Raw genomic sequence first — 16673 nt, forward strand, 5'->3', positions numbered from 1 at the left:
STRCSSATNDATACTNTRYCHNAGCDCGATCATGCGATCAAATCGTGTATCCGGTCTTAGCTACCGTTTCCGGTAGTTATCCCAGTCTTACAGGCAGGTTGCCTACGTGTTACTCACCCGTCCGCCGCTAAGTTATCCCCGAAGGAATAACTCCGCTCGACTTGCATGTATTAGGCACGCCGCCAGCGTTCGTCCTGAGCCAGGATCAAACTCTCCATTAAAGTGTTTGACTTGCTCATTTAAAACTAACTGACAAGAACTCGAAAGTTCTTTATTTAATGCTTTAATTCACTCGTTGTTCAGTTTTCAAAGATCAATTTCTTTCGTTTCGTTCTCACCAGTGTTTCTCGGTGACAACTTTTATATCTTATCATGTTTGATTTCATAATGCAAGCTTTTTTTTAATTTTCTTTTTCAAAGCTTTAAAATCAAAATGCTGTGATAGATTATCTCGCCGGCGCCTTGTTAACGACCGGAATAATAATATACCACAGCATTCAAACCAAAGTCAACAGTTTTTTATATTGATTTATTTCAATAGAATCTCTTGGATAAAGAGACTTCTTTCATTCACCAAGTTGATGATAACTCCATTCACAGATACCCACGGACGAGTAGGATGATTGCGATCAGAGAATACAATCTCCCCCATGCGGCCGTCATTTAACCGCACAATCATACCATGATGGAATTGAGTCACTTTTCGAATAAAGGTCTGTACATATTCCGCATCCAACTTACCGAACGACTCTTCCTCCAGCTGCTCTAACACCGGATATGGAGACTGCCCCTTTTTAAAGGTACGGTCTAAGGTCATTGCATGGAAGATATCTGCTACGGCCACAATTTTGGCGTACTGATGGATCTGATTAGCTTTCACGCCTAACGGGTACCCTGAGGCATCAATTTTCTCATGATGTTGTAATGCTGCACGTTTCACTCCCTCATTAAGCGAAGCGACATTCTTTAGTAAATTGTAACCATAGGTTGTATGGCGTCTCACTTCTTCTGTCTCTTCACGTGTTAAAGAACTCGGCTTAAAAAGAATATCAGGATCCACCTTCGCATTTCCGATATCATGAAGCAGCCCTGCTAATGCGACCTGCATAAGTTCTTTTTGCTGAATTCCTTGCCACTTCGCTAAGCAGTAGGAGGTTAATGCGACCAATACCGCATTATGGTACATATACTCTCGTTCTTTCATTTGACGAGGTATAAAGGTAAGAATGTTGTAGTCTGAAATATCTGCAATCAATAATTCTAACTGAGAGCGCAGTCCCATCATTGGTATTTCGTTCACTAGAGCGTCCTTGAAGGCTTTCTTGACCAATGCGACCATCTTGTCATACTTTTCATAAAAAGATGCAGAGACAGGAGACGCCGCATCTCCTGCGGTCGCCTCCTGTGCTTCTTCAATCTCTTTCATCTTTCTATAATCCTCAGGTCGATCTACCGATACTTGCGTAACGAGAAAAGCTTGAAGTATTTCAAGATCACGCTGCAATAGAACTTTTCCTTTGTAGAACAGCAAACTTCCCAATGGTGTATGCACATCTTGCGTGATTTTATCGCCCATTTTCAATTGAGAAATAGACACACTCGCCATTTGGCTTCACTTCTCCCATATATACGCTGCAGATGATTATTGTTGATCATCACCAGGTTCTGTCTCGTCCTGAGTCGGAGCTTCTGCTTCCTCTTGGTTGTTCATTGATTCTTCTGTCATGTCTGTAAGCTCTTCTTCGTTCGACTCTTCTTCCTCTTGCTTATCTGCCCGAGCAACGGTTGCAACAGAATCATCTTCACGAATATTAATTAGTCTAACCCCTTGCGTGTAACGGCCCATAGTAGAGATACCGGACATGCTCATACGAATTAATGTACCCGACTCTGTAATAATCATCAGGTCTTCTTCATTACGTACAACTTTAAGTCCAACGACTGGTCCGTTCTTCTCGGTCACATTTATGGTCTTGATCCCTTTACCGCCACGGCTCTGTGTACGGTATTCGGTTGCAGGCGTACGTTTACCATAGCCTTTCGAAGTAACAATCAATACTTCAAGTTCAGGATCGACGATATCCATATCAATGACTTTATCATCATCGGAAATATTAATCCCTTTAACCCCAGTAGCACTCCGTCCCATTGAACGAACATCCTCTTCAGGGAAACGGATCGACATACCTTGGCTTGTACCCATAATAATCTCTTGGTTGCCGTCGGTTAATTTAACCCCGATTAAATCATCATCCTCGCGCAAATTGATGGCGATCAATCCGCCCTTGCGAATGTTGGTATAATCGTCTAGCGGCGTTTTCTTCACAATACCTTGACGTGTTGCGAAGAACAAGTATTCATCGCTATCGAACTTTTGCACCGGAATGACCGCATTAATGGTCTCGCCTTGCTCGATATGAATCAAGTTAATAATAGGTGTTCCTCTTGCCGTACGGCTTAAGTCTGGAATTTCGTACCCTTTAATTTTGTACACTTTACCTTTATTCGTAAAGAACATGAGGTAATGATGCGTATTGGTGACGAAAAGATGCTCGACAAAGTCGTTATCCTTCGTATCCATCCCAATAACACCTTTACCTCCGCGTCTTTGACTGCGGTAAGTGCTTACTGGAAGTCGTTTGATATAACCAGAATGGGTCAGGGTTACAATAACATCTTCTTGTGGAATCAGATCCTCGTCTAGGATGCTTTCCTCGCCTACCGTAATTTCAGTGCGGCGCTCATCTCCGAATTTGATCTTGATTTCATTTAGCTCTTCGCTAATGATATCGAGTACCAATTGCTCATTGGCAAGAATTTCGCGATACTCCGCAATCTTAGCCATTAATTCTCGGTACTCACTCTCGATTTTATCACGTTCCAAACCGGTTAGACGGCGTAGACGCATATCGAGAATGGCCTGTGCCTGATCAAAGCTTAGACCAAAACGTGTAATTAAGCCTTCACGTGCCTCTTCATCGGAATTAGATGCGCGAATCAAAGCGATAACCTCATCAATATGATCCAGCGCGATCCGTAAACCTTCTAAGATATGTGCACGAGCTTCTGCTTTTTTCAGTTCGAACTCGGTACGACGACGAATAACAACTTTCTGATGTTCCAGATAGTGATAAAGCATGTCTTTTAAGTTCAGCACTTTAGGCTGCTTGTCGACGAGAGCCAGCATATTAATCCCGAAATTCGTCTGCATTGCTGTATGTTTATATAGATTGTTCAGCACCACGTTAGGATTGACATCTTTACGCAATTCAATCACGATGCGCATTCCGTTGCGGTCTGACTCGTCTCTTAAGTCTGTAATGCCGTCTAGTTTCTTCTCGCGAACTAGTTCAGCGATCTTCTCCACTAACCGGGCTTTATTCACTTGATAAGGGATTTCGTGAACTACGATTCTTGCACGATTTCCATTCTCTTCAATCGTAGCTCTGGCACGCATCGTAACCGATCCGCGACCTGTATTATATGCTTGGCGAATACCTCCGCGTCCCAGAATCAATCCTGAAGTCGGGAAATCAGGTCCTTGTATGTAATCCATCAATTCCATAGGCGTAATCTCTGGATTATTAATAAGCGCCTGAACGCCATCAATGACTTCACTTAAGTTATGCGGCGGAATGTTGGTTGCCATACCTACAGCAATCCCAGACACCCCATTCACGAGCAAGTTCGGAAAACGAGCAGGTAAAACAACGGGCTCGTGCTCTTCACCGTCATAGTTGGGAGCATAATCTACCGTATCTTTGTTAATGTCTCGCAGCATTTCCATGGCAATTTTGGATAAGCGTGCTTCGGTATAACGCATTGCGGCAGCAAAATCACCATCGATAGAACCAAAGTTACCATGACCATCGATTAACATGTAGCGAAGCGAGAAATCCTGGGCCATACGTACCATCGTCTCATACACTGCTGAATCACCATGCGGATGATACTTACCGATAACTTCTCCGACGATTCTAGCCGATTTCTTATACGGCTTGTCCGGCGACATGCCCAACTCCGACATCGCGAACAATATTCTACGGTGAACCGGCTTTAGACCATCGCGAACATCAGGTAAAGCACGGCTAGCAATGATGCTCATTGCATAATCCATAAAGGATTCACGCATTTCTACACCAATGTCCCGATCATTAATTTGCGAGCGTGTTTCTTCTGACATGCTGGACCTCCTAATCTGTATATGCCTCAAAAAACATATTCATATAACTATATTACTTCCACCATCCAACCACAATTAAACATGGGCTAGAACGTGTCATTGTACATATGCACAACACTTCTATTATACCATATGAAAAGAGTTGTTGTCCTTTACTGTTTTCATTTTCATTTCTTTTCATGAACCCAAGGATACACGAGCAACCCTAATCCAATAAGTATTACACCGAGACCAAAGGTTCTCCAATCCGCTGTACCGGCCACGATAATCCATACCGCATAAATACATGCTAATGATGCAATGATCCCGTCTACAATACGTTGACGACGTCTTGTGTATGTCTCTCCAGTCCATACCAGCTTCAACTGGAACAACACGGCAATCAAGTAAGGGATCAATGATGCCAAGGTCGCAATGAGAATTAAAAAGTTATAAAAACCTGCCATCGTCTTGGATATAACGGAAAAGACGAGAACTTGCATCATCAGGCATGTGCAGAGCAGAGCAAACACCGGCGTCCCCTGTTCATTTACCTTACTAAATACAGGCGGGAATAATTTGAGCCGGGCAGCCTGATAAGGCACTTCTGCGCTTAGCAGCACCCAACCAATCATAGAGCCGGCCAGAGAAATTAAACCTAGGCCCGCCATGACGTATGCACCTGAGGTTCCGAGCACCATTTGCAGTACTTCAACAAGCGGCTTATCCGTCTTAAGCAACTGCTCTTGCGGCAGCGCCCCAAGAGCAAGAAACGTGATGATGACATAGAACGTTACCGCGATAAGCAGACCAAGGATCGTCGCCTTTCTAACATCTGACACTCTTTTTGCCCGTCCAGCGAAAACCATGGCAGATTCCACCCCGATAAAAGCCCATAGTGTAAGTACAGCCGCTTGGTTGACTTGTCGTAATAATCCAATGGGTTCGCCAGTTGGCTCGGTATAGGGCTGGTTTAATGGAACCATATGGCTGTACTCAAAAACGGTTAAGGCCAAAATAATAAAAATGATAAACCCGGCGATCTTTGCAGCGGTGGCTGCGAAATTAAATTTGCCTGCTTCCTCTACACCGCGTAATACAAAAAAATAACAGGACCAAATGAGTAACGTACACACGAGAAACGAAAGCACATTCCCTACACGAAACTCCACATTTCCGATCACAAAAGCAATATACGATGAATTTAAAATCGGGAAAAAGGTCGATAAATACGTTGTAAAGGCTGTAATGACAGCCGCATTTCCCACCCAGTTGGCTACCCAGTATCCCCAAGAAGCAAGAAACCCGGCGAACGTAGATTTTTTCGTATGTTCGGGGAAAAGCGCTTTGGCATACAACTGTGGACCCCCGCTAATGTCCTTTCTTCGAATGGCTAGATTTCCGAATACAAGCGCGAGCATTAACACGCCCGTCCCTGTAAGGATCCACGCCCATAATATAGCTAGCGGATTCGCCACCTCGGCCAAACTCCGAGGGAGCATAAAGATTCCCACTCCTACCATATTGCCAAGAACTAATGCGGTGAGTAATCCTACACTTAACTTTTTTTCTTGCATGTACTCCCTATTCCTCCTCGTGCTGTTGATCATGTTGTTGAATGAAGTACTCTGGTGACGTGCTAAAGCACCGTCTACAAATAAAAGGGAAGATGGTTTCCCATCTTCCCCCAGATATGAAATCGTAATTTAAATATCTAAGTTCCTAACATCTTTAGCGTACTGATGGATGAAATCACGACGTGGTTCTACGTTGTCGCCCATCAAGGTATCAAAGAGTATATCGGCTTCCATAGCATCGTTAATCGATACTTGTAGCATGGTCCGGCTCTCTGGATCCATCGTAGTTTCCCATAATTGTGTTGCATTCATCTCGCCCAGCCCTTTATAACGCTGAACATTGAATTTCGCGCCCTCGCCGAAAGTAGCGATAATATCATCGCGTTCCTTCTCACTACCCGCATAACGAACCACTTTATTACGTTCGATCTTGAATAATGGCGGTTGAGCAATATAGACATAACCTGCTTCAATAATCTTGCGCATGTAGCGATAGAAGAACGTGAGCATCAAGGTGCGAATATGCGCGCCGTCGACGTCGGCATCCGTCATAATAATAACTTTGTGATACCGCGCTTTCCCAATATCAAAATCATCACCGATTCCCGTTCCGATCGCCGTAATCATCGCTCGTATTTCAAGGTTGGATAGAATCCGGTCCAATCGCGCTTTCTCTACGTTAAGGATTTTGCCTCGCAATGGCAAAATCGCTTGGAAATGACGATCCCGACCTTGCTTCGCTGATCCGCCCGCAGAGTCACCCTCAACAATGTAGAGTTCACTGATCGAAGCATCTTTGGAAGAACAGTCTGCCAATTTCCCAGGCAATGATCCCACTTCAAGTACGCTCTTACGACGAGTAAGTTCACGAGCTTTACGAGCTGCTTCCCTTGCGCGCGCCGCTTGTTGGCCTTTCTCTACGATTTTTTTCGAGACAGCTGGATTTTCCTCCAAGAATTCTTGGAATTTCTCCGCAAAGAAGGATTCCACGATTCCGCGAACTTCACTATTTCCGAGCTTCGTCTTTGTCTGTCCTTCGAACTGCGGCTCAGGAATTTTGACCGAGATAATCGCTGTTAATCCTTCACGCACATCATCCCCGGAGAAGTTCGAATCACTAGACTTCAACGATCCTGATTTACGAGCGTAGTCGTTAATGATCCGCGTTAATGCGCTCTTAAAGCCGGATTCATGCGTACCGCCTTCATGGGTATTGATATTGTTCGCGAAGGAATAGATATTCTCTGTGTAGCCATCATTGTATTGCAACGCGACTTCAACCGTAATGTTATCTTTTACGCCTTCTACATAGATCGGCTGCTCATGCATCACTTCTTTACTGCGATTGAGGTATTGAACGAATTCAATAATCCCGCCGTCCGCTTTGAAGGTATGCGATTGATTCGTGCGCTCATCCAAGAGCGAAATGGAAATACCTTTGTTCAAAAAGGCAAGTTCACGTACACGAGCTACTAACGTATCGTACTCAAATATCGTCGTTTCTGTAAAAATTTCTGGATCCGGTTTGAAACGGATCGTTGTACCTGTTTCTTCGGTCTCTCCTACAACTTTCACGTCATATTGCGGAGCTCCGCGATGGTATTCTTGCTGGTGAATCGTACCGTCACGTTTGACTTGTACAATCAGCTGTTCCGACAAAGCATTTACAACGGATACACCTACCCCGTGCAAACCACCCGAAACCTTATAGCCTTCGCCGCCGAATTTACCGCCTGCATGTAGGACCGTTAGTACTACTTCAAGCGTCGGACGTTTCAATTTTGCATTTTCACCGACCGGAATTCCCCGGCCATTATCTATAACGGTAATACTATTATCTTCATGAATAATGATTTGAATCGTGTCGCAATAACCTGCCAACGCTTCATCAATACTATTATCAACGACTTCCCACACCAAGTGATGGAGTCCTTTGCCGCTTGTTGAGCCGATATACATCCCTGGCCGTTTGCGTACAGCCTCTAGCCCTTCAAGCACCTGAATCTGACTGTCATCATACGTATTTGGGTTCATAGACATGCCCTTCACCTACTTCATATAGTTTCAGTTTAACGAGTCGGGGGTATACAACATTAGGCCCCCGCCGTAAAAGAGTTCGCTCTTTTTTTCAACGTGGTAGAGGAAATCGGAGAATAATATATTTTGCCTTTCGTGACAACGATCGATTTAGCTTCCTCATCACCGATCACTTCCACGTTCTTATGCTGATGAGCATAGGTCAGAAATTGTTTTGAGCATTTCGAAGATTTCTCAATAGAGACATCAAAAATCGCTACGAGTTCTGCTGAACGGATCACTTTTTCCCCGCCCAAATGAATATACATTAGGTTCCACTCCTAGAGCTTTCCTGATAGAAAGCTAATTTCGTAAGCAAGTTCTTAACGCATCACATTTCCCGCACGGACATGATAAATGTTCGCATCCTTCAGTTTACTCGCATGAATACTTTCAATCCCGGTCGTTGTAATAAACGTTTGGACTTTGCTCTGGAAGGTCTCGATCAGCTGCGTTTGTCGATTCTGGTCGAGCTCTGATAACACGTCGTCGAGCAGCAGTACCGGATATTCGCCAATTTCCTCATGAATCAATTCGATTTCGGCTAGCTTCAGGGACAATGCCGTTGTCCGTTGCTGCCCTTGAGAACCGAATGTCTGGACTTCTTTATCGTTTATATAAAAAGAAAGATCATCACGATGAGGCCCAACTAAAGTAATTCCACGCCGTACTTCTTGTTCCTTCATTTGTGATAACTTTATCATAAAATGTTCAAATAAGACAGCTTCATCTTCCGTTCCGTCCATAGGGAACGAGGGAAGATACTGAATGGAGAGCTGTTCTAAACCATCCGTGATCCCCTCATGAATCGTTTTTGCCCACTGTTCCAGCTTACTTATAAATTGTTTCCTTTTTTTGATAATTTTAACACCATGGGTCACAAGTTGTTCATTCCATACATCAAGCATGGCTTGGGAACTGGCCCCTTGCTGCCATGCGTTTTTCAACACATTATTGCGTTGGATGACAATTTTCTGATATTGCTGCAGCGCATAAATATAATTGGGCTGCACTTGTCCGATCTCAATGTCGAGGAAGCGGCGGCGAACACCGGGTGTGCCCTTCACAATTTCCAGATCTTCCGGAGCAAACATGACGACATTTAGCGCCCCAATAAAATTACTGAGTTTCTTCTGCTCTAGACCATTGATTTTGGCCTGTTTCCCTTGGGGAGACAGATTAAGCTCTAGGTTAACAGGTCCGTATTTCTTATCGATCAACGCCCCTAGATGAGCGGAATTCTCCCCCCATCCAATGAGCTCTTTATTCTTATCCGTTCGATGAGATTTGGTCAAGGCAAGAACAAAAATCGCCTCAAGCAGGTTGGTCTTCCCTTGTGCATTCTGACCGATGAAAATATTGACGTTCTGCTCGGTGCTCAGTTCTATTTGCTTCACGTTGCGATAGTTCTGTAACTGAATATTCTTAACAAACACGCCTTCGCCTCCCCTGGTTCTCCGAACGAAACCGTTGTTACGAAAGCGCTGAACGTTCTACTTGGAATTCGCCGTGTCCGTCGACCTTCACGATATCGTTCGCATACAGCTTCCGGCCCCGACGATTCTCGAGCTCACCATTCACCCATACTTGTTCTTCTTGTAAAAAGAACTTAGCATGTCCACCCGTTGCGATGCAATCAGACAGCTTCAAAAATTGGCCGAGCGTAATGTATTCGGTCTTGATTGTAATGTTCTTCATGATTCATTTTCCTTTCCCAGGCATTTATCCTGGTATCTACTACACTTGTGGCGTACGATACGGCAAAATTAAATGCAAGCTGTTCTGATGATCTGTCGGTTTAATAATGATTGGGCTCATCGCCCCTGTGAATCCTATAAATATATATTCACTTTCGATGACTTTCAGCACGTCTAACATATATTTGGAGTTAAACGTAATTCGAAGTGGTTCCCCATTGTTTTCACGTACCTCAAGCTGCTCCGTTACTTTACCAATTTGTGTCGAACTGGAAGAAATTTCGATACTGCCGTCTTCTTTTGTCATCAGCAACACAATATTCGTTTTTTCTTCACGAGACAGCAAATAAGCACGGTCGATCGCTTCCGTTAATTTTTTTGTGTCCAGAACGAGTTCTGTTTTGTAGTGGTTCGGAATAATTTTAGAAGTATCGGGATAAATGCCGTCCAATATACGCGTGTAGAAGAGCACTCGACCGATTTTGAACAATACTTGGTTATCGGATACGACAATATCTACCAGCGTATTTTGATCCGGGATGATTTTGCTCAATTCATTTAACGTTTTACCAGCAATAACGACATTGTTGATACGTGCTTCGGCTTCGACGTCGATGGTAGCTGAACGGCTTGCCAGACGATGACGGTCAGTTGCAGCAAATTTCAACTCGTTACCAACGAGGTTCCAAAGAACACCGGTGAGAATTGGCGTACTTTCGTTCGAAGAAATGGAGAACACGGTTTGTTTTATCATGGTTTTCAATAAATCGCCATGTACAGAGATGATTTGATTTTCTTCAATGGTTGGAAGGACTGGGAACTCTTCAGGATCCAAACCGACCATTTGAATTTCGGTTGCTCCTGAACGAATTAACGTTTGGAAATGGGAATGTACGTCGATTTCGATATATTCTGACGGCAATTTTTTGATCATTTCGATAAAAAATTTAGCAGGCAGCACAACGCTTCCTGTTCTTTCGATCTGGACGATGGTTTGCTTGTCATCTTCAACGGGAATAAAACTCTGAATCGATATATCGGTATCGCTTGCCGTTAATGTAACCCCTTGATGCGAAACATCAATTTTGATGCCGTTCAAAATGGGAATAGTCGTACGACTGGAAATTGCTTTGGATACATGTTGTATCGATTCATTAAGTTCATGTTTTAAGATGCTGATTTTCATTGTGACACTCCTTCTTATTTGGTGAAGAAAAGGATGTTTTCTTGCGATTGTTTATAGTTGTAATTCTTTAAATAATTATTAGTAATAGCAGTAGGCACACTGAATATGTGGATAAGTGCATAAATCGTCCATAAATGAAGCCTATCCACATGTGTATAGATTGTGCATAGGCTCTTCATTTGTTCACGTTGGATTTTTAATTTTTTCCGTGATGTTGTTAATGATTTTATATAATTCCTGATCTTGCTTCAGATTCTGGCTGATTTTCTCGTGGGCATGAATGACCGTTGTATGGTCGCGCCCGCCAAAAGCTTCACCGATCTTCGGAAGGGAGTAGTCCGTTAATTCCCGGGACAAGTACATCGCGATTTGTCGAGGATAGGCGACGGCTTTCGTCCGTTTTCTCGCTTTAAAGTCTTCCATTTTCAGATTATAGAACTCGCCAACCTTCTGCTGGATATGTTGAATCGTGATCATGCGCGGCCTTGCCGATGGAATGATATCCTTCAACGCTTCTGCTGCAAGATGTGACGTAATATCCTCGTTAATGAGGGATGAATAGGCTACGACGCGAATGAGCGCTCCCTCAAGCTCACGAATGTTCGTATCGATCTGATTCGCGATATATACCATGGCTTCATTCGGAATATCCAGGTTCTCTGCCTTGGCTTTCTTCCGCAGAATGGCAATACGCGTCTCTAGATCCGGTGCTTGAATATCCGTGATTAATCCCCATTCGAACCGAGAACGCAACCGCTCTTCCAAGGTCGGAATCTCTTTTGGAGGTCGGTCACTAGAGATAATAATTTGTTTCCGTTCCTCATGCAGCGCATTAAACGTATGGAAGAACTCTTCTTGCGTACCGTCTTTCCCCGCTAAGAACTGAATATCATCAATAAGAAGAATATCGATATTGCGATATTTGTTCCGGAAGCTCTCCCCTCGATTATCACGAATCGCATTAATGAATTCATTCGTGAATTTCTCGGACGACAAATAGAGTACTTTGGCAGTGGGGTTATGTTCCAGGATATACTGGCCGATGGCGTGCATTAAGTGGGTCTTCCCAAGTCCAACGCCGCCATAGAGAAAGAGCGGATTGTATGCTTTGGCCGGTGCCTCTGCAACGGCGAGCGATGCGGCATGCGCAAAGCGATTGTTCGCACCAATAACAAATGTATCGAAGGTATACTTCGGATTTAACATATGAGGGAAAGGCTCATCATGGACGACTGGCTGAGCTACGGCGATGGGAGGCTGAGCAAGAACTTGCTCGGCTTGTTTAGGTTCTTCTATTACGAATTTGACTTCAACCTGCTTGTCCAAATATTCGGAAATCGTTGAAGCAACAAGCTTTGTATAGCGGCTTTCAAGCCATTCCACAGCGAAGGATGTCGGTGCAGATATGATCACGGTAGAATCCGTAAGAGATACGGCTCTTGTTGCTTTAAACCAGGTATCAAAGCTGGGTTTGCTTAATTTGGTTTGGATGACAGACAAAATTTGAAGCCATAGTTCATTCGTATGGCTGCTATCCACAGTTGGTCACTCCTTTAATCTTTTCAAAATGGTTGTGGCCATCGGAATTCTGTCATATGCGGCAGAAAAAGAAAAAACGATGTAGAAATATCCACAAAACTCAGAATGACAAAACTGAATTTGTACCCCAACATCGAAGTTTGTTCACAACGTTATCCACAGGCTGTTGATAAAATTGATATTATTTTAGGCTATTCACAACAAAAAGTAATCTAATCATAGCAAAAAGGGCCTTGATTTTCAACGAATCCCAGTAATTTATCCACAAATTCAATAACTTGTGTATAATTTTTATGTACAACACAAGATATTGTTTATAACTTGTTGAGCAGTCGACAAAGTACTCCAAAATTTGATTTTTATTATTCACAGGTTGTCCGCTGTGGGTAAGTATTTGTCGAACAAAACTGTGTATATGTATGAAAGGGCAGCTGTGGATAAATGATGTCGATTCAAAACGTAAAAAGAGGGACAAGTTTTCGACTTCTTTCATTAGTAGTGTATGAATGATGGACAGACACCATACATCATGGAGGATCGTCCAAATGTGGCAGAAAGCGGAAGCGGTTGACTTTTAGGCTGCTGCGTGGTTTAATGTAAAAAGGTGTTTTTTTAACTAGGACCGAAATGAATTCCTTTGAGGGGGTGCAAATAAATGAGACCAACATTTAAACCCAATGTGAGCAAACGCAAAAAGGTTCATGGTTTCCGTAAGAGAATGAGCACGAAAAACGGCCGTAAGGTGTTAGCTGCTCGTCGTCTTAAAGGCAGAAACAAATTAAGCGCGTAAGGCTTACGATAAGACCACTTATGGTGGTCTTTTTTTTTCATGTGTGAAAAACCTCAATCGAGGTTCATTAAGAAGAGCAGAAACAGTACGTCGTCCAAAGGGCGGGGTCTGTTTGTGTTAAAGAAAAACGGTTTATATACACGTCAGAATGTCGATACTACTGACAGTTACATCCATGCTAATAGATGTTGTTCAAAAGATTCTTTTGAGCATGAACTAACGGGGATGAGGAATTTGTTGTGCAGAAAAAGTTACGTTTAACCAATCGCGCGGATTTTACGCGTGTGTACCGGCGTGGTAAATCATTTGCGAACCATCAGTTTGTGGTGTATTGGTTCCATAAACCGGATGTAGAACAGTTTCGAGTCGGTATTTCAGCGAGCAAGAAGATTGGGAATGCGGTCGTTCGCAATCGAATGCGCAGGATGATTAAAGAGATTGTTAGGAAGCATGAGGCCAAATTAATCGATCATATTGATTTGGTGTTTATTGTACGAAAAGGTGCTGTCCAGATGTCTTTTCAAGAGATGGAGAAGAGTATTCTTCATGTATTGAAAAAAGCATCTCTAGTAAAGCGTGAACGCTAGAGGTGGACAGTTTCTTTGTTGTACTAAATATGTTATTATTTACAGTGGAATCGGTAGGCGAAGAGAGGAGTTATGAAATTTGTTCCTGAATATGTTACGGAATCGTAAATGGATGTTAGTGGTCTCACTCGTGCTGCTCGTAGTTGTGTTGGCTGGGTGCGCCCCGACGAACCATGTAACCATGACAACAGAAGAATTAAAGAATGGGGGCTTCTGGCAAGCCAACGTTGTGTATTATTTCTCATTAGCACTGGATACGTTTGCAAAATGGTTCAACGGAGCTTACGGTCTTGCAATTTTAATCATGGTAATTATTGTTCGTACATTAATTTTACCTTTAACGATTAAGCAGATGCGCAGCTCAAAAGCAATGCAGGCCATTCAGCCTGAGATTAACAAGTTGAAAACGAAGTACAAGGATGATCCGAAGAAACAGCAAGAAGAAACAATGAAGCTGTTCCAAGAGCACTCCGTCAATCCCATGGCAGGATGTCTTCCGTTAATTATTCAGATGCCAGTGTTTATTGCGTTGTATAACTCCATTTATATGAACGTAAATATTTATGATCACACTTTTTTATGGTTGCAATTGGGTGAAAAGGACCATTTATATATTCTACCAATCATTGCAGCGATTACAACTTTCATTCAATCCAAAATGATGCCAACACAAGCTACGGGCGGAATGCAGTTCATGTTCCTGATCTTCCCGGTGTTGATTTTCGTTATGGCGATTCAGTTCCCAGCCGCACTACCGTTATACTGGGTTTACAGTAATATCTACACGATTACTCAGAATTACTTCCTATATAAACGTGGAGACAAAAAAGACAAAGATAATAACGATAATAAAGATAACCAGAACGGTAATAAAAAAAGCAAAAAAAATAAGGGGGCTCTTCCTGCGAAATGAGAACAGTCGTAGCTTCAGGAAAATCGATTGAGGATGCAGTAAAGAACGGTTTAACCCAGTTGCAAACAACTGAGGATCGCGTTTCGATTACAGTATTAGAGCAGCCGTCCAAAGGATTGTTCGGTCTCATCGGTGCCAAAGTGGCCAAGGTTGAATTGGCGCTGCTTCCTGAGCCTGAGCCTGTAACGATATCGGCTGTACAAGCTTCGGCTGCACCGGTTGCGGTTCAAGAGAAAAAAGACGATGCGTTCCCATTGGAAGAAGCTGTTCGTTTTATTAAAGAAGTTGCTCTAACGATGGATTTGGACATTGAAGTAGAGCATACGGTAGAGAGGGAAGGTAATGTTCTGAACATTACCGGTTCCAATCTCGGATTGCTTATCGGACGTCGCGGTCAGACGCTAGATGCTTTGCAGTATTTGACCAATATCGTCGTCAATCGATACTCCAAGAACCATTTGCGTGTTATCTTGGATGCGGAATCGTTCCGTGATCGCCGGAGAAAGACGCTGGAGGAATTGGCAGATCGATTGGCAGGACGCGTCATACGTACGAGAAAAGATGTGGTACTTGAGCCGATGTCTCCGCAAGAGCGGAAGGTTATTCACTCAAGACTGCAAGATCATTCCAAAGTAAAAACATTTAGTAAAGGCGAGGAACCAAATCGCCGTGTAATTATTACGCTTAAGTAGACGAAAATGCAATGACTCTTGGAGAGATGCCGAGTCATTGCTTTTTTCATAGATGAGAGGTGCAACAATGATTAATGATACGATTGCTGCGATCGCAACGGCGGTTGGAGAAGGCAGCATTGCAGTCGTACGTGTGAGTGGACCGGATGCGGTTGCGAATGTAGAAGCTATCTTTTCGTCCAATGAGAAGTTAACAGAAGCTGCATCGCATACCGTACATTATGGATATATTGTGGACCGCAAGACGAGAGAAAAGGTAGAGGAAGTTCTCGTCACGGTCATGCGTGCGCCGCGTTCTTTTACCATGGAGGATGTTGTTGAGATTAGTACGCATGGTGGCGTCATTGCCGTCAAAAGAGTCATGGATTTGCTGTTAGAATCCGATATCCGATTGGCGGAACCTGGTGAATTTACGAAGCGCGCTTTCCTCAATGGGCGGATTGACCTCTCCCAGGCGGAGGCGGTAATCGATTTAATTCGCTCTAAATCCGAACGTGCGTTCTCTGTTGCTTTGAAGCAAGTGCAAGGGAATTTATCGAAACAAATTGAAGAACAACGGTATACGTTACTGGAAACCATGGCTCATATTGAAGTAAATATCGATTATCCAGAGCATGATGTTGAGTCCATGACAAGTGCATTTATTCGCGAAAAATGTTCAAGTGTGATGGATGCGATCGAAAAACTGCTAAAAACAGCGAATGAAGGCAAAATATTAAGAGAAGGTATTGTAACAGCGATTGTCGGGAGACCGAATGTCGGAAAATCTTCCTTATTAAATGCATTGGCCAAAGAGAGCAAAGCGATTGTAACGGATATTCCAGGAACAACGCGTGATGTGATTGAAGAATTCATTACGATTAATGGTATTCCGTTGAAGCTGCTTGATACGGCTGGGATTCGCGATACGGCGGATGTCGTCGAGAAAATTGGCGTTGAGCGTTCCAAGAATGCATTAGAAGAAGCGGATCTCGTTATTCTGGTGTTGAATCAGAATGAACCACTTCATGAAGATGATATACAGTTAATGGAACAAATCAAAAGTAGACAAGTGATTGTGGTACTGAATAAAATGGATTTACCACAAAATTTAAATATGGATCAGATCGAAAGCCGGTTCGATGCACAACATATTGTGAAAATGTCAGTTAAAGAGCAAGAGGGACTAGATGCATTAGAGGAAGCTATTGCAGCGATTTTCTTCACGGGGGGGATTGAGGCGAATGATTTGACATATGTCAGCAATGTCCGACATATTGCCTTATTGAAGAAAGCGATTGTTTCATTGCAAGATGCCATTCAAGCCACGGAAGAACATATTCCCATTGATCTGATACAAATTGACGTAAGATTAGCCTGGGAGCATTTAGGTGAAATCATCGGTGAAGCGGTAGGCGATTCGTTGATTGATCAGATTTTCTCTCAATTCTGTTTAGGTAAGTGATAAAGGAGGA

The 16673-nt window shown here is 43.2% G+C and carries 14 protein-coding genes and 1 rRNA gene; 5 read left to right on the top strand and 10 right to left on the bottom strand.

All coding sequences use genetic code 11. The features are described 5' to 3' along the window. The 10 genes from BVG16_RS33075 to dnaA form a co-directional block, all read right to left on the bottom strand. A 16S ribosomal RNA gene (locus BVG16_RS33075) occupies positions 1-221 on the bottom strand; the annotation flags it as partial. A 308-nt stretch (positions 222-529) separates the two neighbouring features. Then, positions 530-1606 carry an HD-GYP domain-containing protein gene (locus BVG16_RS07775; protein ID WP_078497994.1) on the bottom strand — a complete coding sequence of 359 codons (1077 nt, stop codon included), beginning with the start codon at positions 1604-1606 and terminating at the stop codon, positions 530-532. A 36-nt stretch (positions 1607-1642) separates the two neighbouring features. Further along, the gene (gene gyrA / locus BVG16_RS07780; protein ID WP_078497995.1) at positions 1643-4183 is read right to left on the bottom strand and encodes a DNA gyrase subunit A; all 2541 of its coding nucleotides are present in this window, start codon (positions 4181-4183) and stop codon (positions 1643-1645) included. Positions 4184-4350: 167 nt separating this feature from the next. Continuing rightward, positions 4351-5739 carry an amino acid permease gene (locus tag BVG16_RS07785; protein ID WP_078497996.1) on the bottom strand — a complete coding sequence of 463 codons (1389 nt, stop codon included), beginning with the start codon at positions 5737-5739 and terminating at the stop codon, positions 4351-4353. Positions 5740-5868: 129 nt separating this feature from the next. Further along, entirely contained in the window at positions 5869-7779 is a 1911-nt protein-coding gene (gyrB, locus tag BVG16_RS07790) for a DNA topoisomerase (ATP-hydrolyzing) subunit B (protein WP_078497997.1), read from the bottom strand. 53 nt (positions 7780-7832) lie between these two features. Then, complete coding sequence (gene remB, locus BVG16_RS07795) at positions 7833-8084, bottom strand: extracellular matrix regulator RemB (protein WP_078497998.1); 252 nt, start codon at positions 8082-8084, stop codon at positions 7833-7835. 54 nt (positions 8085-8138) lie between these two features. Then, positions 8139-9251, bottom strand: a complete 1113-nt coding sequence (recF, locus tag BVG16_RS07800; protein ID WP_078497999.1) for a DNA replication/repair protein RecF — start codon at positions 9249-9251, stop codon at positions 8139-8141. A gap of 37 nt (positions 9252-9288) precedes the next feature. Then, on the bottom strand, positions 9289-9513 hold the full coding sequence (yaaA, locus tag BVG16_RS07805) for a S4 domain-containing protein YaaA (RefSeq protein WP_078498000.1): 225 nt from the start codon (positions 9511-9513) through the stop codon (positions 9289-9291). Positions 9514-9552: 39 nt separating this feature from the next. Continuing rightward, positions 9553-10698 (bottom strand): DNA polymerase III subunit beta, encoded by a 1146-nt coding sequence (gene dnaN / locus BVG16_RS07810; protein ID WP_078498001.1) that lies wholly within the window; start codon positions 10696-10698, stop codon positions 9553-9555. 183 nt (positions 10699-10881) lie between these two features. Further along, positions 10882-12237, bottom strand: coding sequence for a chromosomal replication initiator protein DnaA (dnaA, locus tag BVG16_RS07815; protein WP_078498002.1), 1356 nt, complete (start codon positions 12235-12237; stop codon positions 10882-10884). Positions 12238-12892: 655 nt separating this feature from the next. Here dnaA and rpmH point away from each other — a divergent pair. The 5 genes from rpmH (at position 12893) to mnmE (ending at position 16663) form a co-directional block, all read left to right on the top strand. After that, positions 12893-13027 (top strand): 50S ribosomal protein L34, encoded by a 135-nt coding sequence (gene rpmH, locus BVG16_RS07820; RefSeq protein WP_018754151.1) that lies wholly within the window; start codon positions 12893-12895, stop codon positions 13025-13027. A 239-nt stretch (positions 13028-13266) separates the two neighbouring features. Then, a complete protein-coding gene (gene rnpA / locus BVG16_RS07825; protein WP_078498003.1) occupies positions 13267-13614 on the top strand; it encodes a ribonuclease P protein component in 348 nt (115 codons plus the stop codon). A gap of 91 nt (positions 13615-13705) precedes the next feature. Further along, entirely contained in the window at positions 13706-14527 is an 822-nt protein-coding gene (locus BVG16_RS07830; RefSeq protein ID WP_408635320.1) for a YidC/Oxa1 family membrane protein insertase, read from the top strand. Continuing rightward, positions 14524-15219, top strand: coding sequence for an RNA-binding cell elongation regulator Jag/EloR (gene jag / locus BVG16_RS07835; protein WP_078498004.1), 696 nt, complete (start codon positions 14524-14526; stop codon positions 15217-15219). The genes BVG16_RS07830 and jag overlap by 4 nt, the downstream gene beginning before the upstream one ends. A 67-nt stretch (positions 15220-15286) precedes the next feature. After that, complete coding sequence (gene mnmE, locus BVG16_RS07840; protein ID WP_078498005.1) at positions 15287-16663, top strand: tRNA uridine-5-carboxymethylaminomethyl(34) synthesis GTPase MnmE; 1377 nt, start codon at positions 15287-15289, stop codon at positions 16661-16663. Positions 16664-16673: the final 10 nt, after the last annotated feature.

Source organism: Paenibacillus selenitireducens, from assembly GCF_002021565.1.
Lineage (GTDB): Bacteria > Bacillota > Bacilli > Paenibacillales > Paenibacillaceae > Paenibacillus_K > Paenibacillus_K selenitireducens.

Excerpts from the sequence above, each read along its gene's own strand:
- remB (WP_078497998.1), bottom strand. The coding sequence starts at position 8,084 with ATGTATATTCATTTGGGCGGGGAAAAAGTGATCCGTTCAGCAGAACTC.
- gyrB (WP_078497997.1), bottom strand. The coding sequence starts at position 7,779 with ATGTCTATGAACCCAAATACGTATGATGACAGTCAGATTCAGGTGCTT.
- rpmH (WP_018754151.1), top strand. The coding sequence starts at position 12,893 with ATGAGACCAACATTTAAACCCAATGTGAGCAAACGCAAAAAGGTTCAT.
- BVG16_RS07785 (WP_078497996.1), bottom strand. The coding sequence starts at position 5,739 with ATGCAAGAAAAAAAGTTAAGTGTAGGATTACTCACCGCATTAGTTCTT.
- BVG16_RS07775 (WP_078497994.1), bottom strand. The coding sequence starts at position 1,606 with ATGGCGAGTGTGTCTATTTCTCAATTGAAAATGGGCGATAAAATCACG.
- BVG16_RS07830 (WP_408635320.1), top strand. The coding sequence starts at position 13,706 with ATGTTACGGAATCGTAAATGGATGTTAGTGGTCTCACTCGTGCTGCTC.
- dnaN (WP_078498001.1), bottom strand. The coding sequence starts at position 10,698 with ATGAAAATCAGCATCTTAAAACATGAACTTAATGAATCGATACAACAT.
- yaaA (WP_078498000.1), bottom strand. The coding sequence starts at position 9,513 with ATGAAGAACATTACAATCAAGACCGAATACATTACGCTCGGCCAATTT.
- mnmE (WP_078498005.1), top strand. The coding sequence starts at position 15,287 with ATGATTAATGATACGATTGCTGCGATCGCAACGGCGGTTGGAGAAGGC.
- gyrA (WP_078497995.1), bottom strand. The coding sequence starts at position 4,183 with ATGTCAGAAGAAACACGCTCGCAAATTAATGATCGGGACATTGGTGTA.
- jag (WP_078498004.1), top strand. The coding sequence starts at position 14,524 with ATGAGAACAGTCGTAGCTTCAGGAAAATCGATTGAGGATGCAGTAAAG.